Raw genomic sequence first — 20,238 nt, forward strand, 5'->3', positions numbered from 1 at the left:
CGACGACGACGGTGGAATGGCCGAGGGCGAAATAGAGGCCGACGCTGCGCGGCGTCTCACCCGCCTGCATCAGCTTGCGCACGACGTTGTCGATGGCGGCGATGTGATCGGCATCGACGGCGTGGCGAAGGCCGAACACCCAGGCCAGCAGCGCGGTCGCCATGATGGTCGGCCGGTCGCCGAACGCCGCGAGGGCCCAGGCCCATGCAGCGACGTTGGCGGCGATAAGCCCGCCAAGCAGCATCACCGGTCCGGGCTCAATCGCCCCCGAAGTCCGTCCCGTCGCTCGATCCATCCGCCCCGCTCCGCAGTATGACGTTTATCAAGAGGTCTCATACTGGCGAGAGCAAGAGATGGACCACTTTCGAGCTCACGGCTGAAGAGCCGACAGAACGAAAGTCAAATGGCTGCTTCACATGAAGAATCTGTGCTCAGCCGGTCGCGACGCTGGGGCGGAATGCGGCGCTTCCGTTGACAAGCGACTATCCACCTCGACGACCAAGTTGACGGTCGGCACTAGATTGCCAGCCGGAACGGCCGTTTCAATGGAACCCAGCGAACACACTTTCCGAGCAGGAGCTGCAGGACGGCTCCGTCCTGTTTGCAAAAGAGCCAGCTCGGTAGGTCGGAGCACCCGCGTTGCTGCTCCGACCTATTCGGCCGCCGCGGTTGCGGGTTGCGGCTGTCCGTCGTTCGGTCCGGTTCGCGCCTTCTGCTCGTCCAGCCAGAGGCTATGGTGCTCGCGAGCCCAGTTGACGTCGACCTCGCCCGAGCCCATGGCTTCAAAAGCACCTTCCATCCCGATGGTGCCGATATAGATATGCGCGATCATCGCGGCGACGAACAGGACCGCCACGATGGAGTGGACGATCTGGGCCATCTGCATGCCCTCGATCCCGGTGCCGTAGAACGGAAACATGAGCGCGTAGCCGCTTGCCGCGACGAGACCGCCGCCGATCACGACGATCCAGTAGATCATCTTCTGTCCGGCGTTGAAGCGGTAGGCCGGCGGATGGTCGTGCCCGATCAGGCCGCCGCCGCGCTTGGCCCACTCGACATCCACCTTGCTTGGGATATTACCGCCGATCCACATCAGGAAGATCAGGACGACGCCGAGGGTGAAGGGGAAGCTCAGATAATTGTGAGCGAACTTCGCCCATTGCGACCATTCCGAAAAGGCCTCGAAGCCGATCAGCGGTAGCAGCAACGGCCGGCCGAACGTGATGTTCAGCCCGGAAATGGCCAGCACGATGAAGCAGCTTGCCGTCAGCCAGTGCACGAACCGCTCAAACGCGTTGAAGCGCACGATGGTGCGACCTGACCGTCCGGCTTCGAGACGCACCATCCCGACGGTCAGATAGAAGATCACGATGGCGGCGATCATGCCGAGGATGGCAATGCCGCCGATCCATCGCAGCGTCACATCGCGGAATTCCCGCCATTCGCGTCCCTGCGGCTGCTCGAGAACACCGGAGCGCTGATCGGGAATGCTGACGCGTCCCTGGATCCGGTTAAGCTCCTGCAGAAGCTGCTGCTCCTTGACCGCGCTTGCGGTCGGGTTGACTTGCTGCGCACCCGCGGGCGCCGCCGTCACCAAGAGAAGCAGCGCCCAGGCTCCCACCGCCAGACGAATGAACCTTCCAAACGACGCCATCACGTCCTCCCCGGTATTGCGCGCCCGTCGGTTGCCACGTCAGGACTCGATCGTCTCGCGGTAGGCGGTCTTCCAGCCCCAAGCGCCCGAGCCGTAGCCGCGCTTCATGACGCGCTCCTTGTAGATCTGGGCGATGATCTCGCCGTCGCCCGCAAGCAAGGATTTGGTCGAACACATTTCAGCACACAGCGGCAGCTTGCCCTCGGCGAGCCGGTTCGCGCCGTATTTCTCGTATTCGGCCTTGCTGCCGTCGGCCTCCGGACCGCCAGCGCAATAGGTGCATTTGTCCATCTTGCCGCGCGATCCGAAGTTCCCAACCTTCGGATATTGCGGAGCACCGAACGGACAGGCATAGAAGCAATAGCCGCAGCCGATGCAAAGATCCTTTGAGTGCAGCACCACGGCATCCGCGGTGGTGTAGAAGCAGTTGACAGGGCACACCGCGGCGCAAGGCGCATCGGTGCAATGCATGCAGGCCATCGAGATCGAGCGCTCGCCCGGCTTGCCGTCGTTGATGGTGACGACGCGGCGCCGGTTGATGCCCCAGGGGACCTCATGCTCGTTCTTGCAGGCGGTGACGCAGGCGTTGCACTCGATGCAGCGATCAGCGTCGCAGAGAAATTTCATCCGAGCCATGTGCGTGCTCCTCTCAGGCTGCGACGATCTGACAAAGCGTGACCTTCGGCTCCTGCATGCCCGTCGCAGGATCGTAGCCGTAGCTCGTGATCGTGTTGGCGCTCTCGCCCAGCACGATCGGATCGGTGCCGGCGGGATAGTTCTTGCGCAGGTCGTTGCCGCCGAACCAGCCGCCGAAATGGAACGGCATCCAGGCGACGCCTTTGCCGACGCGTTCTGTCACCAGCGCCTTCATCCTGGCACGGGAACTGTTCTCGGCGCCGCTCACCCAGACCCAGCCGCCATCCTTGATGCCGCGATCGGCGGCATCGGCCGGGCTGATCTCGATGAACATGTCCTGCTGCAACTCGGCGAGCCACGGGTTCGTGCGCGTCTCCTCGCCGCCCCCCTCATACTCCACCAGGCGTCCCGAGGAGAGGATGAGCGGAAACTGCTTGGCGATGCCCTTCTCGATCGCCGCCTTCTGGACGGAGAAGCCGATGTTGGGCAGGCGGAACTGCTTGGCATCGGGCAGAGTCGGATACTTTTCCACCAGATCGACGCGCGGCGTATAGATCGGTTCGCGGTGCACCGGAATCGGATCGGGCAGACCGAACGCATTCATGCGGGCCTTGCCATTGCCGAAGGGCACGCAGCCGTGCTTCAGCGCAACCCGCTGGATCCCGCCTGAGAGATCGATCGCCCAGGACACCGCATCGGGATTGGCAGGATTGACCCTCTGGATGGTCGCCATCTCAGCCTCGGTGAGGTCCTTGTCCCAGCCGAGCTTCTTCAGGCTCGCTAGCGTGAACTCGGGGTAACCGTCTTCGATTTCCGAGCCCTTGGAAAACGACTTGTCGGCAAGCAGGCTGACTTTCCGCGTCGTGCCGTCCGGCAGCTTCTCCTCGCGTTCGATGCCGAACCGGGGACGGAACGCGCCGCCGCCATCCATCACATGCAGGTTGTTATTGTAGAGCAGCGGCGATCCCGGATGCTTCACCTCGGGCGAACCCCAACACGGCCACGGCAGGCCGTAATAGTCGCCGCCGACTTCCGGATCGTCCTTGGGCGCGCGCATGGTCACCAGATCGAACTTGTGCTGGTTCTTCATGTGCGCCTTGATGCGTTCCGGCGACTGGCCGCAATAGCCGGTCGACCAGCTTCCGCGGTTGATCTCGCGCAGCACGTCCTCGGCAACCGGAAGATTGTTCTCGACCTCGATGTTCTTGAACATCTTGTCGGCGAAGCCGAACTTCTTTGCCATGAGATAGATGATCTCGAGGTCGTCCTTCGATTCGAAGATCGGCTTGACGATCTGCTCGCCCCACTGCATCGAGCGATTGGAAGCGACGCGCGATCCCGTGCATTCGAACTGCGTGGCCACAGGCAGGATATACACGCCGTCCTTGCGTCCCGCCTCGACCGCCAGAGACGCCCAGGTGGTCGGGTGCGGATCGGCGATCACCAACAGCTCCAGCGCCTTCAGGCCCTTCAGCGACTCCGGAATGCGGGTGATGCTGTTGCTGGCGTGGCCCTGCACGAATACGGCCTTGACGTTGTCCTTCTGTGCGACATCTGCCTTCGGCAACAGCGCGGCATCGAACCACCGCGTCAGCGGGATGCCTGGCGTCTCCATCAGCTTCTTCTCGTCGAAGCGGGAGACGAGATAGTCGTAATCGACCTCCCAGACTCGAGACCAGTGCTTCCAGGCGCCTTCCGCAAGGCCGTAATAGAACGGCAACGTCACGATATCGAGGCCGACATCGGTTGCGCCCTGCACGTTGTCATGGCCGCGCAGGATGTTTGCGCCGGCGCCCGCCTTGCCGATGTTCCCCGTCATCAGCAGCGAGATGCAGCTTGCCCGCACGTTGGCGGTGCCCACCGTGTGCTGGGTCTGTCCCATGCACCAGATGATGGTCGCCGGCTTTTGCGTGGCGAACATCTTGGCGACGCGTTCGAGCTGGGCTGCGGGCACGCCGGTGACGCGTTCCACCTCCTGGGGATTCCACTTCTCGACTTCCTTGCGCAGATCGTCGAAGCCGTAGACGCGCTGGGCGATGAACTCCTTGTCCTCCCAGCCGTTCTTCAGGATGTGCCACATCATGCCGTAGAGCACCGGAATGTCCGTGCCGGGGCGAATACGGACATACTCGGTGGCGTGCGCCGCGGTGCGGGTCAGGCGCGGATCGAAGACGATGAAGTTCGCCTTGTTGAGCTCTTTGGATTCGAGCAGGTGCTGCATACTGACGGGATGCGCTTCCGCCGCGTTGCTGCCGATGAACAGCATCGTCTTGGAGTTGCGCATATCGTTGATGCTGTTCGTCATGGCACCGTAGCCCCACGTGTTGGCGACGCCGGTGACGGTGGTGGAGTGGCAGATTCGCGCCTGATGATCCGTGTTGTTGGTGCCCCAGAACGCACCGAGCTTGCGGAACAGATAGGCGCCCTCGTTGGTCATCTTGGCGGAGCCGAGCCAATAGACGGAATCGCTGCCCGACTTCTCTCGGACCTGGAGCAGCTTGTCGCCGATCTCGTTCACCGCCATGTCCCAGGACACGCGCGTCCACTGCCCGTTCACGAGCTTCATCGGATAGCGCAGGCGGCGATCGCTGTGCACGAGCTCGCGCACCGATGCGCCTTTGGCGCAGTGCGAGCCGCGGTTGATCGGCGAATCCCAGCTTGGCTCCTGCCCGATCCAGACCCCGTTGAGCACTTCCGCCGTGACGGTGCAGCCTACCGCACAGTGCGTGCAGATGCTCTTCTTGACGACAGCGCCAGCGGCAAGCGGGCCGGCAGCAGCCGCTTCAGCCTTCCGCACGCTGCCGACCGGCATGGCACCCAGCGCGGCGAGAGCACCGCCAGCCAGACCGGACCTGCGCAGGAATGTGCGGCGATCCAGTCCGCCGGCCTGGCCTGCGAGGGACTCGGCAACGGAGCCTCGGCGATCGGAACGCTGGTTTGTTCGCTTGATAAGCACGGCAGCCTCCCTCTCACGCCGGGTAACGATTGACGCGGTAGAACGTCTTCACGTGATCGGATTCCTTGTAGCGCGCCTTGCGCTTCTCATCGTTGTTCTCGCTATCCGCCTGGGCGGTCCCGACCAACGGGGTCGCAAGCGTCGCGCCGGCGCCGACCGTGCCGATCCCGACCTGGCGCAGGAAGTCGCGACGTCCGACCTTTGCTTTCGTCTCGTCACTCATGGCATCTCTCCCGGACCGACGCGCGTCGATCAATTGGCGAATGTGAATGCTTCCGTCTCGATCTCGATGAAGGTGCGACCGAGCGCGCCGACCGCACCGTAGAAGCGCGCATTCCCGGCGCTCTCCATGTCTGCGAATAGCCGTCCCATCCAGGGCGATACGTGTTTGTCGAAGAAGGCACGCTGCGCCTCGGGCGAAGCACCGAAGCGGCCGTCAGCAAGGCCCGACATGATCTCGCACAGGATCGCGACGTGATCCTCGGGCTCGGAATTGTTGGCAATCCGCTCGATGCCGAGCCTCGTCAGGTCTCCGCGCAGGCGGGATAATGGCCGTTCGTTCAGAAAGCCGGTGAGATAGTAGGAGGCATAGGGCAGCAATTCGCCGCGGCCGAGACCGACGAACAGGTCGAAATATTCCCGCTCCACCTTCGCGGCAACGGCGCTCGAGGCGGCGTCGGCCAGCGCTGCATGCGCACGGCCGAGCGGCGTCGCATCGCTGGTCAATGCCGCAAGCTGCTCCAGCAATCGCTTCGACGGCGGCGCTGAGAGCAACGTTGCCAGAAGCGAGTATTCCTGCGCGCGCGCAGCATCGACCGGATCGACGGGCTGCGCTGCGCCGGCTTGTTCGTTGTAGAGATCCGGCCGAAGATCGTTCCGGGAAACACCAGTGGCGGTTTCGACCGCAATCACCCGCTGTGCGGGCACGCGGGTCCAATTCGAGACAGAGGGCTGGCTGATGCCGATTTTGCGTGCAAGCTGAGCAATGCCGCCTGCGGCATCGATCGCGCGATCAAGCCCCTCATCCCGCACGTGGACCTCCCATCCGAGTCCCGTCTGCTTGATTATTGCCTTTTCTTATAAGGCACTCATGAAAGCGTAGTCCTGGCTCCGCGGACCGTCAACCGTCTGCCATAGCTTGAGCCTATAGCCTTTGGTCGCGCTGCTTAGCGCGGCAGTGCACCACCGTGCGTGCGGAGTCTGATGGGCTCGGCCGTCTCGTCCGAATGACCAACCGCCGGCGGTTGCACCGCAATAGAGATCTGCGGTTGCTCCGGCGGGGCCGAGGGCTCAACGCTATTGGAAATCATTGTCACATCGGCGCCATGCAAATCCGCTGAAACCGGCATTTCGATGGACGCATCGGGAAGAGATTGGACCGCTTCGCGCACTCCACCAACAATGCGATCGACCAGCGCGGCCAGCTCCTCCGACGAGCAATCCAGCGGGCCAAAGCCCGGCATCGCAGTGGGGTCGTTGAAGTCCCATGCATTCTCCGCAAGGCCGACGAAGTCGCGAATGGCAGGATCGGTCGCCCACGCGCGGCGAAGGGCCGCACGACTCAACTCCTGTGGAACCCTCTTGGCCAGAAACGCCGTGACGTCGGTCGCAGCATTGATGTCGTCGATCGAAGGCAGCGTCGAGAGATCGAACTCGGTCTCGCCGTCCTCGGCCTCGGACGGCGGCATGGATTGCGCTGCAGCAGGCTTCGTCGGCTCCGCCCGCGATTCGCGTTTGCGGCGGGACCAACGTGCAAGGAAGTCCTCCTCACTCATTCCTGTCGCCTTCTTGATCGCGCCGTGCCAACGCCTCCGGGTCGGCGCGGCGCCGCTTGCGCTTGACGAATTCCCGCTCCACATGGCGCTCGGCGACGAATCTTTCAATTGCTTCGCGCAGCGCCTCGGGCATCGGCACCGCCTCGACGAGATTGTCGGCGGCTTCGGTGAACCCCTCGCCCTCTGCGGGGTCGGCGGTCACCGCCGTCACGGCATAGGGCCAGGCGCCTTCCGCAGGCGACAGTACAGTCCAGATGCTCGGACTGCCGGAGACGAGATTGTCGCGATAGCGTGCCGTCTCGGACGGATAGAGATCGACGGTCGCACTGCCGGCATAAAACAGGGTCGAACCGTCCTGCTCGCGGAGCACGGTCCAGGGTTCTGTCGCCGGCTCGTCCGGAAGGACCGCGATGCCGCGCCAGACGAAATCGACCCAGGGCGAGGTAGATCTGCGCCGCTCGACCACGACACCGACGGCAATCGAGAGAGACGGCGACGCCGCGGAGCTCATGTCGCCATCTCCAGACGCTTCACCGGCAATCCTATCAACAGATTCTGCGGTTTCATCCGAAGCTTCTGATCGGGCGTCATCGACAGGATCAGGTAGACCGGTTCACCCCGGAGGTCGTCAAGCGCGCAGCTCGAATCGAGGAAGGTCAGCCGGAACAGCGCGAGCACACGATCAGTGTCGCGCTCGCCTGGTTCTTCGCCGTGCCACAGACGATCGCCAAGCCTGGTGGCATCCGCATCGAGCCCGACATACCAGGTGAACTTTGCCTCATGCAGCGCGCGCAGCGGCTCGATCACGACCTCGATGCCGAGCAGATGGGAGACCCAGCGCGTCATCGCCTGCGCCAGCGCCGCCGGTCCGCGGCCGCCGGCCGTCAGGTCGAGGGCCAGATCGAACTGGTCGCTGCGCTGCCAATAGGCCTCGGCATTCTCCTCGCTGAGCACGTCGACCACAACATCGGTGGTGGCGCCCAGCATCGACATCAGGGAGAGCACCGGGGTCGGGCTCCGGCCACCGACGATCTCCTCGTCGCCGAGCAACAAGGCGTGCTCGTGCGGCAGGATTCGCTGGGTCCGGAAGAACAATTCGGCCGCACGCAGCACGAACGGGTCATCGCAGCCATCGAGAGCGTTCCGCAGGATGACATGCGAGAGCTGGTTGACGAACAGCGGCGGCAGATCGTTCGTCCCTGATCGCACCGAGGCAAGATACGCGGCCTCGAGCGTCGGATGCCGCAGCAAAAGATCGCGAAACGCGAGTACGAACTGCCAGTTCTCCCGGGCATCCGCATCGACAATCCCGGCGATCTCGTCCTTACCGACCGCTTGTCGCGGGTGGGCGAGCAATTCGCGGTGCAGCCGGCGTTCGACCGGGCACGCGTCGTCCGGCGGCATCAGCTCGGGACGCGCAAAATAGGCCTTGAGGAATTCGTCGGTGACACGGAGCCCACCGCCCTCGTCGCGGTCGAGCAGATGATGGCCGCAGGCAATCCAGAAATCGTTCATCTGAGGATCGGCCCCCGCCCCAGTTCCGCGAGTTTGAGCTCGTGGTCAGGCTGGACATCGTCGTCCAACTCCATGAACGAGAACGCCTTGCTATGCCCCTGCCCTTCGCGCAGCTGCAGGCGACGGAATGACTCGCGGACCTCGCCGTCGCTCGATGTGCGGTGCACTGCAACAAGAGAGCTGATCGGATGGCTACACAGCGATTGTGCGAAAGCGACCTCCTCTTCGGCGGCCGTCTTCGCCGCCGACATGTCAGGCGCACCGAAGCGCTCGACCAGTTGCCGCGCAAGGAGATCGACCAGGCTGCGGTAGTCGTCTTCGGTCGCCGGAACGATCTGCGCCAGCGTCGACCAGCCCCAGGACTGCACCCCGAGGAAGCCGCCGCGAAACGCCGCGCGCGCCTTGCCTTCCAGCTTCGACCCGTCACAATCCCAAAAGCGGAAAGCACCGGAGACGGCCCATTCGCCCGGTTCTGCCGCCACTTCGAATACGAAGGTGTCGGAGGGATCGAGTGCGATCGTACGCAGGAGCTTCATGAGCGCGGTCCTCCGAGCGCCGCATCGAGCCAGGATGGCATCGCAAGCGCCTGCACGAGATCGCTCCGCTCGGTCTCGTCCGTACCGAGGCGGCGCGTGAGCAGATCGCCGCAATCATCAATGCGCTGAACTGTCTGCCTTTCACGCGGCATCCGAGCGAGATAGTCGCGCGCGACGCTGTCAAAGCCATCGACGCGCCAGCCGTCGAGCGCTAGCATCAAGTGGCGGGCAAAGCTCTCCGTGATCTGCGCCGCGCCAGCCTCGCCAAAGCCTTCCTGATCGAGTGCCGAGGCCAGCGGGTGAACGCCGGGTTCATCTTCGTTCATCGCAACAGTCCGGATCATGGCTGCGAATACCAGCCAGCGCGGCGGCGCATCCTCGTCAGCGGCAAAAGGCCACCCCATCCGTCCGCCGCCGACCAGTCCCCCGTCGATCCTGACCGCATCCGGCCAGTCGATCGTGATCGGCTTGCTCGGCGGCGCATAGGCGCGAAGCGCATCGGTCAGTGCGACCATGCCGGCGTAGAACGCGCGCCGCGCGCTGCGCAACGGCTCGAATGGCTCCAGCACCACGGCGAACTCTGCGAGGTCGAAACGACCTACATAGACGAGTGTTCCGGCGCCGCTCTCCGGCGCAATGCGGCATGCATGGGCGAAAGCGTCGCCACTCTCGCGCAGCCGCACCAATGTGAACGGCGGCGGCAGATGGACCGGTTCCGCCAGGGAAACATGACTCACTGGGGTCGACGGCAGGCCGTCCTCCGCTTTCCTTTTCTTCCCGATGGATAATGTCTATACGAGACGAAGGGTCGGCGCGAGTCCGTCGTCGGCATCCGAATGGCGGAGGGATTAACCTGGAGCAACCAGCGAAGACCGTCCTGATCTGCTCGTGCGAAGACACGATGCGTCTCGACGTGGCCGCAATGCGGCGCGGATGCCCCGGCAGCGAGGTCAAGAGCTTTCGCCATCTCTGTGGTGCCGAACTCGATCATTTCCGCAAGATTGCCGCGACAGACGGCGCGTTGACCGTCGCCTGCACGCAGCAGGCGGCGCAGTTTTCGGAAGAGGCCGGCGAACGGGCCGATGCGATCAGCTTCGTCAACATCCGCGAAACGGCCGGATGGTCGAAAGACGGCGCACGAGCAGGTGCGAAGATGGCCGCCCTGCTCGCATCCGCCTCCATCCCGTCCCCGGACTATCCGCTCGTCACCCTGTCGAGCGAGGGCGTGATCCTGATCTACGGGCGCGATGAGACCGCGATCGAGGCCGGCCGCCTGCTTGCCGACCATCTCGACGTCACGGTGATGCTGAAGCAGTTCGACGACACCGTGCGGCCGACTGCAACGGCCTTCCCCGTCGTCAAGGGCAGGATCCGCTCCGCGAAGGGACATTTCGGCGCCTTCGAGCTTGCGATCGACGACTATGCGCGTCCCCGGCCCTCCTCGCGCGAGCGCTTCGTGCTGGATCCGCCGCGAAGCGGAGTCACTTCGCGCTGCGACATCGTGCTCGACCTGTCCGGGGATATGCCGCTGTTTCCCGCTCACGACCTGCGCGACGGCTATCTGCGCGCCGACCCGGGGGATCCCGCCGCGATGCTGCGCGCCGTGCTGACCGCGCGCGATCTCGTCGGCAGCTTCGACAAGCCGAAATATGTTGACGTTGCACCGACGCTCTGCGCCCATTCGCGCTCGAAACGCACCGGCTGCCATCGCTGCCTCGATCTCTGCCCGACCGGGGCGATCACGCCCGTCGGCGATCATGTCGCAATCGATCCGAATATCTGCGCGGGCTGCGGCCAATGCGCGGCGGCCTGCCCGACCGGCGCGCTGTCCTACGCGCTGCCACCCGCCGATACGCAGCTTCAGAGACTTCGCGCCATGCTGCTCGCCTACCGCGAGGCCGGTGGCGCGGATGCAGTGCTGCTGTTTCACGACGGCCCGCACGGCACGCCTCTGATCGATGCCCTCGCACGGCATGGCGACGGCCTCCCGGCCAACGTGCTTCCCTTTGCCGTCAACGAGCTTACGCAGGTGGGACTGGAAGCGATTGTCGGTGCCTTCGCCTATGGCGTATCCGCTGTGCGCTTCCTGCTCCGTGCCAAGCCGCGCCACGACATCACCGGACTGTCACAGACGGTCGCAACGGCCGATGCGATCCTCGGCGGCCTCGGCTTTGAGGGCCGGCGCCTCGCCACCATCGAAACGGATGATCCCGATGTGCTCGGCGAGCATTTGGCTGATATCGAGATGCTCGCCGCCGTCGCGCTGCCGGCGGTTTTCAAGACTGTCGGCAAGCGGCGTGACCTCTTGCGATTTGGCCTGAGCGAACTGCATCGGCTGGCGCCGAAGCCGGTGGACGTGATTCCCCTTCCCCGGGGGGCGCCGGTCGGCGCAGTCACCATCGATGCCAACGGTTGCACACTGTGCCTGTCCTGCGTCTCCGCCTGCCCGACCGGCGCGCTACGCGAGGATCCCGAGCGGCCCGTGCTGAAGTTCATCGAGGATGCGTGCGTGCAATGCGGCCTGTGCCAGAGCACCTGTCCGGAGAAAGTCGTTGCCCTCAAGCCGCAGATTGACTTCCGCGCGTCCCGCGCGCCCGCCGTGATCCTTAAGGAGGAAGAACCGGCGCTCTGCGTCCGCTGCGGCACGCCATTCGGAGTGAAGAGCACAATCGAGCGGATCGCGGCCAAGCTCGAAGGCCGGCACTGGATGTATCCGGCTGGCGACAAGCGGCTCGAGGCGCTCAGGATGTGCGCCGACTGCCGCGTCATCGTCATGAGCGAACAGCAATTCGATCCGTTCAAGGGAGTTCCGGAACGAACGCCGCCGCGCACGACGGATGACTATCTACGTCAACGCAACGGCAAGGACTAGACAAGACGAACAGACATCGTCGCCGGGAGGCATCACCATGTCTCGTGTCAGCACAGCTCTGTCGAAGTCCGTGGTCTTCAGCGCTGTCGCCGGCTGAGTGGCCGAAGCTGCCGCTCCACCGCTGACAAAGGCACAGAAGTTGGCGGGTAACGGCGATCGTCGCTCGCAGAGCCGAGGCCACGGGCAAGAAGATGGCACGGCTGTCGACCTCTGCGTTGCCGAAGCCGCTCACCCAACCATCGATGTCATCCAAATCTTGAAGCAGCATCCGGAGATGCGGAGTCTTCATATAAAGAATTTGAACTCATATGAGGGCCGCTATCGCGACGTCGCGCGGCCCAGGAAGTCTGTGAGGGCGCGTCGGTCCTCGGGCGAGCCGATACGCTGTTCCGGCATCTTGGTGCCCGGCGTATAGGCGTTCGGTCCGATTTCGAACAGCCTTGCGACTGTCTCCGGCGTCCAGACGATGTCCATGGTCTTCAGCGCGTCGGAGAAGCGATAGCCTGGGAGTGAACCGATCCTGCGGCCATACAGTCCCGAAAGGGTCGGACCCGCCCGCTGCACCTCCTTGTCCGACAGCGTGTGACAGGCAACACACGCCCGAAAAACATCCGCACCGTGGTCGCCCGCGTAAGCGGCAAGCGGATCGGATCCCACCGGAGTCGAACCGACGGGAGTACCGGTCCGCGCATCCCAACGCCTGATCCTGCCGTCCGCACCTCCCGTGAGCAGCGTCTCGCTATCCGGGAGAAACGCAACGGACCACACCGGCAACCCGGGCCCAACCGGCGTGCGGAGCAGGTTGCGCGACTTGCGATCGACGATCGCCACCGTGCCATTGACACCGGCCGCTGCGATCAGCATGCCGTCCGCCGACACCGTCAAGGCCACCACCGGCGCGGGACCGGCCGCGACCTCGCCGCCGACCTTGCCATCCTTCGTCAGCATGCGCAGCTTGCCGTCGACCGCACCTGTGACGATCTCACCATCCGGCGCCACGGCAACGGCGTTCAGCGGCGCCGACAGCGTCACGGTGTCGGGCTGGCCGTCCGGCAAACGCCAGATGCGCAGAGCAAGATCGTAGCCGACGCTGACCAGTCTGCCGTCCGGCAGGAAAGCGACGCCGTTCACGTTCTGCGTATGCCCTTCGAGCACGCGCGACGTGCCGTCCGCCAGCGACCAGAGCCGCACCGTTCGGTCCCATGACCCCGATGCGAGAAGCGCCCCATCGGGCGACACGGCAAGCGCCATAATCGGAGCGAGATGTCCCTCCAGCACCCGGTCCGGCTCCGGCCGGCCCGGAGTCCATACCGCAATTCGCGCATCGGCCCCGGCCGTGATCATGCGACCGTCCTTCAGAAAGGCGACCGCGTTGATGCCGTCCGCATGGTACCGCAGCACTTGCCGTGCGGTCTCCGTCTCGAGCGACCAGCGAATGGCCGCCGTGTCGAAACTGCCGGAGAGAAGGCTGTTGCCATCCGGAGAAACGGCTAGAGCGCGTATGGGGCCGCCATGCCCGACCAGGTCGGCTTGCACGGATGATGCAGCAAAGATGATCAACAGCGCTACGGCCACCCTTGTACACAACGGTGATCTGTTCATTTCACACCCGGCCATGCCTGACGATCGCATCATCAAGATTGCCAGAACAGACGGCAGAACTGAATATACGAGGCCGCGTCTACTTGGCCGGTGCCGTCGTCGTTTTGGACGACCCCTGAGGAGCTGCCTGCATTCCGGGCGGACTCTGGCCCTGGGGACTTCCGGCCGGCGCACCACCCGCGCCGGTATTGATAGGCCCGGTCCAGCCTTGCGGCTGTGCCTGGCCCTTCTCTTCAGGAGGGGGTTGCGTCGCCGACGAGTTGGTTTGAGCCGGCTGGGCCGAGGCGCTTTCAATCGAGAAGGCGCTTTCAATCGAACAGAGTGCTGCGAAGCACAAGATCGCTTTCGGAAATTTCACGCAGGGTCCTCCGATGCGCTCACTAGGCCTGCAAGAAACTTTCAGACCGTCCTTCCGTTCCGAACCGTGCAGCGCAACAGCCCGATGGGTCCCGATGCCCGCGAGCGATCGACGAGCTTGCTCGCGACAAGCTGTGTCGTATACATGGCTTGATGGTCCAATCGAGGGAGGCTGAGGATGAAGGCTTTCGTACTTGGCTGCGTTGCTGCCCTGGTGATCGCCGTTGCAGGAATGGTGATCCTGAACCGCGTTCAGGAGCCGGTCGCCCAAGCGTTCACGACGAGCGCGGTACGGCTCTGACAAGAGCCCACCCGCGGCTCGGTCCGCTCGCCTTGACGACTGGAGCCAGGCGAGCGAGCTCATCCTCGACGAGACGCTGAAGCTTTTCAGCGCCCGAACCGTCCGACTTAGCTTTTCCAGCGCTAGCGCCTCAGAATTGCATACCGCGCGTCAGGGCACCGTGGACAATGAGATTCGTTCCGATGATGAAGCTGCGGCGCGACTTGCGACAAGTACCACGCGTTCGCCATCTCCTGCGGAGCGATGCCATGCGTCTCCGGGATTTAGGAGTTTGGTAACGATACGAGCATGGTTGAACGCATTAATGCAAATCGCACGCTTCCGGTGCCTGACCCGTAACAACCTTGCTATATGCCAGCTGCGGCTTATCGCCGCTCGCGAATGACCCGGATTTCCCTGATTGCTCATGAACAAGCCTGGCAACACGTTCGACATCGTCATCGAGCAGTCTTTCGACTTTCTATCTCCGGAATATGCAGAGCTGTTTGATCGCTCGGCTGCTACGGCCTTCCAGCACCCGATCTGGCTGCATTGCCTCTACACCAGGCTCGCGCCGGAAGCGGGTGCAACGCCTCTGGTCGTCGTGGTCCGCCACCGCGCGACGGGGGCCCTTGCGATGGTGCTGCCCCTGCTCAGAATCCGGCGCGGTCCAATACGAACGGTCGAGTTCGCCGACCTCCGCGTTTCCGACTATCTGGTACCGGTCTGCAGCCCGGACGTGTTTTCACAACTGCTCGACGATGCAACCGCAAGCTCGCAAATCCGGCGGCTTGTGCGCCCCTTCGATCTGCTCCGACTGACCAAGTTGCCTGACGGACGGCTTCCGATCGAAAAACTCCTCGCTGCGTCCCGCCGTGTGTCGATGGACACGAATTCCTACGCGACGATTCTCATGGCACCGTTCGAGCAATGGCGGGCCAGTGCGATGGACCGCTCCTACCAGAAGGAGCTCGCAAAGAAGTATCGTCAGCTCCAGAAGAAGGGCTCGCTGAGCTTCTCATGCTGCGGCGACAGCGCCTCCGTCCTCGAGGCACTGGACGTGATGCGCAAGTTTCGCGGCCCGCGCTTTCACGCACAGGGCGACGGGGACCTGCTCCAGCGCCCTGAATACTACGGCTTCTATTCCGACGTAGCGCTTCGCGGCCTTGGCTCCTTCGTCCGCCTCTACGCCATGAAGATGGACGGCGAAGTGATTGCCGCCGTGCTCGGGCTGTGTCATCGGGGCAGCTTCCTCATCATCATGAGCGCATTCGACATTGCTGGGTACAAGAGCCAGTCTCTCGGCGCGCTGATGTTCGAGCAGGTGGCGCGTGATTGTATCGAGCGCGGAGATCGGATGCTCGATTTCACCATCGGCGACGAGCCATACAAGAAATTGTTCGGCGGGCAGCCTTCGCCGGTGTGGGCTGTCACGAAAGCCGGCAGTCCCGTGGGCGCGGTCGCCCTCTTCGCCCTGAAGCAGGCTCCCTGGCTCAAGTTGGCGGTCAAGCGGCTTTCGGACCTGAGGCTCCAGCCCGCTCGTACCCCAGCTCCTACGCGTTGATCGACGGCACACGACCAAGTGCAAAGCTCAGGCGCGCAATGCGCCGCGGATACGCCCAATCCAACCGGGGTGCATTTGATCGACGCGGTGTGTCAGACTTCGCCGCAGGAAGTGCAACCGTCGCCGCACGTCCCAGCCGACACCATTGCGGGATGTCAGGGCTTGACGGAAGCGCGCCATCTTCAGCGACTGCTGGTCCGCTGCAATCTTCTCGCGATCGGAATAGAACTGCGAGATCTTCTCACGGCCCATGCCCGCGCTCATGAGCCATTGCGGCGCGTATTCGGTGCAGAGCCGGTCGACATCCACCAGCAGGCGGGCGACGCCCGTGCCGGCGGCGGGACAGTTGGTCTGGAACGCATCGCCGATGAGCACGACGCCGGGCAGCAGATGCCCTTCTACGACGGTCAGGTCCATCACCCAATTCTGGACCCTGTCGGTCACGCGGAAATCGCCGAGGTAGGAGCGCAATCCCGGCAGCAGGCGCAAGATTGTCGCTTCCGGTTCCCGGCGCAGTTCGCGCATGATTGGGTGGGTCGGATCGCGGAACATGAAGAGATTGGCCCGCATGCCGTCACGGACGGGAAACAAGCTCAGATAGTCGATGCCGTCCGCCGTACGTTCGCCATAGCAGGTGAGCGCTTCGAAATCGAACGGGATGCCGTCCCGGCGAGCGATCGTGAAGCCGAACGACACCGAGTGGCGCTCGGCCAGCACACGGCGCCTGATGCCGAGCTTGTAACCCAGGACTCCCGCCATGCCGGTGGCCAGAACGACGAGGCGCGCAGTCAAGCGCCGGCCGGAGGCCAGTTCGACATGCTGAACATCGTCGCCGTTGCTGATCGCTATGACCTCGTCGACGATCAGATTGGAGCAATCGGGGATCTGGCTACGCGCCGTGGCCACGAGGCTGGCATAGGAAAATCCATACGCCTGACCGACACTGACATCGACCACCTTGCCTTCGCGGATATTCAGCACCCGGTCATATCGGCAAGCGACATGCTCGAGCGCATCGATAAAGCCGAGCTTGCGAATCAAATCCAGTTGATGGCCGCCGATCTTCTCGACCCGGAACTCGTCCGGATAGACCGCGCGCTTGTCGACGAGAGCGACGCGATGCCCTGCCCGCGCCAACACGGCCGCCGCAAGCGATCCCGCAAGGCCGCCGCCGACGATCACGATCTCCGCGTTCTCGCCGCCATCGGCTGGCTCGGTTACGGGTCTATCCGTCGTCATGGCTGAGGCTCCCAAGGTTAACGGCCATTCCAGTGCAATTCTCTCGCCCGATGCCGCATCGCAGGGCCAAGTCCGGTCAATTCCGGAGATCGAGGTTAATGACTGGAAGTGCCAAATCTCGCGGCCGCCGTGCCGGCACGCGCCTTGCTCGGAATGCCCTGCAAGTCTCGCCTTCTGACAGCTTGGCGACATCCCAGCGGCCAACCCGTCCTTGACCGGCTGATCTCGCCTTGTTCGCTCGCGGATGGCGACGCCAAGCCGTCAATCGATTGAGCTGGACCTTGCACGATCTGGGACAATGAGGACGGCGATGTTCCAGACTGAAGCAGCCGGCGCCACCGCGACATCGTCGCCGCGGGCGAGTTCCTGCAAGTCGTCCATTAACACTCGCGGTTCTTCGACATGCTAGATTGTCGGCACTATCGGAACATGTCTCTCCGAGGGAGCGCTGCCCCTTAACCTTCCATGATCGAATCCATCCTCCAGTTCATGCGGCGCGACGTCACGCGCGGTGTTGTCGGAACCATCCTCCTCAAGGTTGGCAGCGGCGTGCTCGCGTTTGCATTATTCTCGCTCGCGGCACGAACGATGTCGCCCGATGGGTTCGGTATCTTCGCGACCTGGCTTTCGGTCGCCCAGATCGCAGCCGTCATGGGACTGGTCGGCCAGGAATCGCTGCTGGTCAGATTCCTGAACGAGTATCAGGTCGGCGGCCGGCCAGATCTTACCAAAGGCGTCCTGCTGTCGAGCTTCAAGATCACTTCAGCCGCAATGCTGATCGTGATCACCGGGATCGCCGTCGTCGCGGGCGCGCGAGGCGATGGGTGGCTGCTGATCATTGCAGTGTCGGCCTACACGGCCGTCAATGCCGGCGTAATGCTCGGGAGCCAGATCGCACGCTCGCTCGTCAGCATCCTCATGGGGGAAGGCAATCGCGAGTTCTTCTGGCGAGCCATCGTGGTGCTGTTTCTACTGGTCATGCTGCTCGGCCATCGGCAACTCGATCCCACTGAATTGTTCGCGGTGATGACAGTGGCCATGTCGGTAGGCCTGCTTGCGCAGATCGTTTCGATCGCGCGAGTGTTGCCGGACTTGCGCAACACGCCGGCGCGATCCGAAACGCCCCGCTGGCGATCGAGCGCCCTTCACTTCTGGCTGGCATCGATCCTCGAAGCGGCGAACCAGTATTTCGACGTCATTCTGGTCTACTGGATGCTGGATCCGGCGACGGCCGGTGTCTACTTTGCGGCCTCGCGACTGGCCAACATCTTCGCCATGCTGTCCGCAGCGCTTTACACGTTCGGCGCGCGTCGACTTCCTTCACTGTATTTCAGCAAGAACCATCGGGAGTTCGAGCGAACCTTGCGATTGATGGCGGAAGTGACAGCGCTTTGCGTTGTCGCCGGCCTCGCCATCATCTGGATTGGCGGCCCCTATCTCCTCAACCTGTTCGGACCGCACTTCACCGCACAGCATGCGGTCTTGATCGTGCTCGCGATCGGAACCGCCATCCAGGCAGCAGGCGGCCCCGCCGCTGCGATCCTGCAACTGACCGGCCATGAACGAATCTATGTTCCGGTCGTCGCCGTCAACGTCGCGTTGCGGCTCGCAGGATTCCTCGTCCTCATCCCCTGGCTCGGCGTGCTTGGCGCAGCGATTTCGGCGACCGTGTCGCTCTCGCTTGCAACCATTGCCCTGAACGTCCTCTGCCGCCGCCGGTCCGGAGTGGATCCTTCAATTCTCGTGCTCCTGCGCTTCTCTGGATGGAGGCGCGGCAACTATGCTGTCCGCGGCGCGGAGACGCGTGATTAGCTGCCATTGCGCGGCCGCTCGGTCCCCAATCACGCTTCGGCAGCGCGCAAGACAGGTTGGTTAACGTGCTCGCCGCATATGGGCCTGCAACCAGCGGAGTTGCGGCGCGAACGATGTTGTGACCACAGCCTGGCATTAACTCCGTTTGCCGCTAGTCGGTGTCCATGCGGCGCCTGCATGGTAGGTACGGAGTTAAGAAGGTGAAGATTTCGTTTCTTTGGCGGGTCAGGATCCGTGCTCCACTATCAACCGAAAAGGGAACCGGGCGAAGCGAGCGCAACGGCACTCGCCCGGAATGACGGAGACGGGCCGAAGTTGCACGTGCTTCTCGCGCAGACCCAGGCAGAGAACGCCGGTGCGCAGGAGATATCCCGGCTTCTCGGCGCCGGCCTGACCGCTCGCGGCTATCGGGTCACCAATCTGTTCTTCTTTCGCAAATCAGATTCGTTCGATGAGCCGCCCGATACACTGTATTGCGCGCCGCGCCGGCCGGGCAATCCGGTGGCATTGCTGCGGATGCTGTGGACGCTCAGGCACCATCTCAGGACCACCCGGCCCGACGCCGTCCTGACGTTCCAGCATTTCGGCAACGTCATCGGCGGCAGTGTGACGCGCCTCGTCAGCCGCGCGCCTGTCGTCGCAAATCAGGTCTCGTCCGCGCTGTCGATGAGCTGGCCCGTCCGTACCGCCGATATCGTGATGGGCAGCCTCGGCTTCTTTGACCGCATCACGCTCAATTCGAAGGACATGGAACGCGAGTACTCGCGCTATCCCGCGGCCTACCGGTCACGCATGGTGCATGTGCCGCATGGCTTCGACGACAAGGCCCTCACGCTGTCGAAGGAGGTTGCTCGACAAGAGTTCAACCTGCCGCAGGATTGCATCTTGCTGGGCTGCGCAGCACGGCTGCATCCGCACAAGCGGCTCGATATGGCGATACGTCTGCTGCCTGAGCAACCGTCCTGGCACCTTGCGCTCGCCGGCCAGGGCGCCGACGAGGCGCGGCTGAGGCAGCTTGCGCGTGACATGAAAGTATCAGACCGACTGCATCTGCTCGGGGAAATCCCTCCCGGCCGGATGGCGGACTTCCTCGCCTGTCTGGACGTCTTCGTATTTCCGACGCAGGCAGAAACCTTCGGTCTGGCCGCGGTCGAGGCTGCGAATGCCGGTGTTCCCTCCGTCGTGACTGATCTCCCCGTCCTGCGCGAAGTGTTGTGTTACGAAGGACGACCGACTGCGCTCTTCGTCGATGCCTCCGACCATGCACAGCTCTCCGCGGCCGTCTCCAGGCTGCTGACGGACAAGCAACTGAGCGTCGAGCTGCGACAAAACGCCAAAGGCCTGCGATTGCGCTATTCGGTAGATGCTATGGTGGAGGAATACGTTCGCATTCTCGAGCAGGTCACTTGACCTGAATAGGGTTGTAAGAGATTGGCTCGA

General features: G+C 63.5%; 18 protein-coding genes. 5 read left to right on the top strand and 13 right to left on the bottom strand.

Annotated features, from left to right (window positions below):
• The 11 genes from ASG57_RS27470 to ASG57_RS27520 form a co-directional block, all read right to left on the bottom strand.
• Nucleotides 1-295 (bottom strand): HoxN/HupN/NixA family nickel/cobalt transporter (locus ASG57_RS27470; protein ID WP_502690818.1); only part of this gene is annotated, 295 nt, incomplete at its 3' end.
• A gap of 357 nt (nucleotides 296-652) precedes the next feature.
• On the bottom strand, nucleotides 653-1,654 hold the full coding sequence (locus ASG57_RS27475) for a formate dehydrogenase subunit gamma (protein ID WP_024340006.1): 1,002 nt from the start codon (nucleotides 1,652-1,654) through the stop codon (nucleotides 653-655).
• A gap of 39 nt (nucleotides 1,655-1,693) precedes the next feature.
• Nucleotides 1,694-2,290, bottom strand: coding sequence for a formate dehydrogenase FDH3 subunit beta (fdh3B, locus tag ASG57_RS27480; RefSeq protein WP_024340005.1), 597 nt, complete (start codon nucleotides 2,288-2,290; stop codon nucleotides 1,694-1,696).
• A 13-nt stretch (nucleotides 2,291-2,303) separates the two neighbouring features.
• On the bottom strand, nucleotides 2,304-5,246 hold the full coding sequence (locus ASG57_RS27485) for a formate dehydrogenase subunit alpha (RefSeq protein ID WP_024340004.1): 2,943 nt from the start codon (nucleotides 5,244-5,246) through the stop codon (nucleotides 2,304-2,306).
• A 13-nt stretch (nucleotides 5,247-5,259) separates the two neighbouring features.
• Nucleotides 5,260-5,469, bottom strand: a complete 210-nt coding sequence (locus tag ASG57_RS27490; RefSeq protein WP_024340003.1) for a twin-arginine translocation signal domain-containing protein — start codon at nucleotides 5,467-5,469, stop codon at nucleotides 5,260-5,262.
• A gap of 29 nt (nucleotides 5,470-5,498) precedes the next feature.
• Nucleotides 5,499-6,278 carry a molecular chaperone TorD family protein gene (locus ASG57_RS27495; protein WP_024340002.1) on the bottom strand — a complete coding sequence of 260 codons (780 nt, stop codon included), beginning with the start codon at nucleotides 6,276-6,278 and terminating at the stop codon, nucleotides 5,499-5,501.
• Nucleotides 6,279-6,412: 134 nt separating this feature from the next.
• Complete coding sequence (locus ASG57_RS27500) at nucleotides 6,413-7,021, bottom strand: DUF3306 domain-containing protein (RefSeq protein ID WP_024340001.1); 609 nt, start codon at nucleotides 7,019-7,021, stop codon at nucleotides 6,413-6,415.
• On the bottom strand, nucleotides 7,014-7,532 hold the full coding sequence (locus ASG57_RS27505; protein WP_024340000.1) for a DUF3305 domain-containing protein: 519 nt from the start codon (nucleotides 7,530-7,532) through the stop codon (nucleotides 7,014-7,016). The genes ASG57_RS27500 and ASG57_RS27505 overlap by 8 nt, the downstream gene beginning before the upstream one ends.
• On the bottom strand, nucleotides 7,529-8,536 hold the full coding sequence (locus tag ASG57_RS27510) for a DUF6352 family protein (RefSeq protein ID WP_024339999.1): 1,008 nt from the start codon (nucleotides 8,534-8,536) through the stop codon (nucleotides 7,529-7,531). Before ASG57_RS27510 ends, ASG57_RS27505 begins: the two co-directional genes overlap by 4 nt.
• Nucleotides 8,533-9,072, bottom strand: a complete 540-nt coding sequence (locus ASG57_RS27515; RefSeq protein ID WP_024339998.1) for a DUF6505 family protein — start codon at nucleotides 9,070-9,072, stop codon at nucleotides 8,533-8,535. The genes ASG57_RS27510 and ASG57_RS27515 overlap by 4 nt, the downstream gene beginning before the upstream one ends.
• Nucleotides 9,069-9,809 (bottom strand): biotin/lipoate--protein ligase family protein, encoded by a 741-nt coding sequence (locus ASG57_RS27520; protein ID WP_024339997.1) that lies wholly within the window; start codon nucleotides 9,807-9,809, stop codon nucleotides 9,069-9,071. The genes ASG57_RS27515 and ASG57_RS27520 overlap by 4 nt, the downstream gene beginning before the upstream one ends.
• 164 nt (nucleotides 9,810-9,973) lie before the next feature.
• On the opposite strand from ASG57_RS27520, the gene ASG57_RS27525 reads away from it, so the two are divergent.
• Nucleotides 9,974-11,944 (top strand): 4Fe-4S binding protein, encoded by a 1,971-nt coding sequence (locus ASG57_RS27525; protein WP_024339996.1) that lies wholly within the window; start codon nucleotides 9,974-9,976, stop codon nucleotides 11,942-11,944.
• Nucleotides 11,945-12,262: 318 nt separating this feature from the next.
• Here the strand turns inward: ASG57_RS27525 and ASG57_RS27530 are convergent, their stop codons facing one another.
• Entirely contained in the window at nucleotides 12,263-13,546 is a 1,284-nt protein-coding gene (locus ASG57_RS27530; protein WP_024339995.1) for a c-type cytochrome, read from the bottom strand.
• 535 nt (nucleotides 13,547-14,081) lie between these two features.
• On the opposite strand from ASG57_RS27530, the gene ASG57_RS39740 reads away from it, so the two are divergent.
• Together ASG57_RS39740 and ASG57_RS27535 are read left to right on the top strand one after the other, a co-directional pair.
• Nucleotides 14,082-14,204, top strand: a complete 123-nt coding sequence (locus ASG57_RS39740) for a hypothetical protein (protein WP_283805277.1) — start codon at nucleotides 14,082-14,084, stop codon at nucleotides 14,202-14,204.
• Nucleotides 14,205-14,610: 406 nt separating this feature from the next.
• Nucleotides 14,611-15,747, top strand: a complete 1,137-nt coding sequence (locus ASG57_RS27535) for a GNAT family N-acetyltransferase (protein WP_024339994.1) — start codon at nucleotides 14,611-14,613, stop codon at nucleotides 15,745-15,747.
• 27 nt (nucleotides 15,748-15,774) lie between these two features.
• On the opposite strand, the gene ASG57_RS27540 is transcribed toward ASG57_RS27535, so the two are convergent.
• Complete coding sequence (locus ASG57_RS27540; protein WP_024339993.1) at nucleotides 15,775-16,986, bottom strand: FAD-dependent oxidoreductase; 1,212 nt, start codon at nucleotides 16,984-16,986, stop codon at nucleotides 15,775-15,777.
• 465 nt (nucleotides 16,987-17,451) lie between these two features.
• Between ASG57_RS27540 and ASG57_RS27545 the strand changes: the two genes are divergently transcribed.
• Entirely contained in the window at nucleotides 17,452-18,798 is a 1,347-nt protein-coding gene (locus ASG57_RS27545; RefSeq protein ID WP_024339992.1) for a lipopolysaccharide biosynthesis protein, read from the top strand.
• Nucleotides 18,799-19,032: 234 nt separating this feature from the next.
• Nucleotides 19,033-20,208 carry a glycosyltransferase family 4 protein gene (locus ASG57_RS27550; RefSeq protein WP_024339991.1) on the top strand — a complete coding sequence of 392 codons (1,176 nt, stop codon included), beginning with the start codon at nucleotides 19,033-19,035 and terminating at the stop codon, nucleotides 20,206-20,208.
• Nucleotides 20,209-20,238: the final 30 nt, after the last annotated feature.

The organism is Bradyrhizobium sp. Leaf396 (assembly GCF_001424605.1).
Classification (GTDB): Bacteria; Pseudomonadota; Alphaproteobacteria; order Rhizobiales; family Xanthobacteraceae; genus Bradyrhizobium; species Bradyrhizobium japonicum_C.

Bases quoted from the DNA above. Each gene is read 5' to 3' on its own strand.
- ASG57_RS27475 (WP_024340006.1), bottom strand. From the start codon at position 1,654: ATGGCGTCGTTTGGAAGGTTCATTCGTCTGGCGGTGGGAGCCTGGGCG.
- fdh3B (WP_024340005.1), bottom strand. From the start codon at position 2,290: ATGGCTCGGATGAAATTTCTCTGCGACGCTGATCGCTGCATCGAGTGC.
- ASG57_RS27490 (WP_024340003.1), bottom strand. From the start codon at position 5,469: ATGAGTGACGAGACGAAAGCAAAGGTCGGACGTCGCGACTTCCTGCGC.
- ASG57_RS27500 (WP_024340001.1), bottom strand. From the start codon at position 7,021: ATGAGTGAGGAGGACTTCCTTGCACGTTGGTCCCGCCGCAAACGCGAA.
- ASG57_RS27505 (WP_024340000.1), bottom strand. From the start codon at position 7,532: ATGAGCTCCGCGGCGTCGCCGTCTCTCTCGATTGCCGTCGGTGTCGTG.
- ASG57_RS27510 (WP_024339999.1), bottom strand. From the start codon at position 8,536: ATGAACGATTTCTGGATTGCCTGCGGCCATCATCTGCTCGACCGCGAC.
- ASG57_RS27515 (WP_024339998.1), bottom strand. From the start codon at position 9,072: ATGAAGCTCCTGCGTACGATCGCACTCGATCCCTCCGACACCTTCGTA.
- ASG57_RS27525 (WP_024339996.1), top strand. From the start codon at position 9,974: ATGCGTCTCGACGTGGCCGCAATGCGGCGCGGATGCCCCGGCAGCGAG.
- ASG57_RS27530 (WP_024339995.1), bottom strand. From the start codon at position 13,546: ATGAACAGATCACCGTTGTGTACAAGGGTGGCCGTAGCGCTGTTGATC.
- ASG57_RS39740 (WP_283805277.1), top strand. From the start codon at position 14,082: ATGAAGGCTTTCGTACTTGGCTGCGTTGCTGCCCTGGTGATCGCCGTT.
- ASG57_RS27535 (WP_024339994.1), top strand. From the start codon at position 14,611: ATGAACAAGCCTGGCAACACGTTCGACATCGTCATCGAGCAGTCTTTC.
- ASG57_RS27540 (WP_024339993.1), bottom strand. From the start codon at position 16,986: ATGACGACGGATAGACCCGTAACCGAGCCAGCCGATGGCGGCGAGAAC.
- ASG57_RS27545 (WP_024339992.1), top strand. From the start codon at position 17,452: ATGATCGAATCCATCCTCCAGTTCATGCGGCGCGACGTCACGCGCGGT.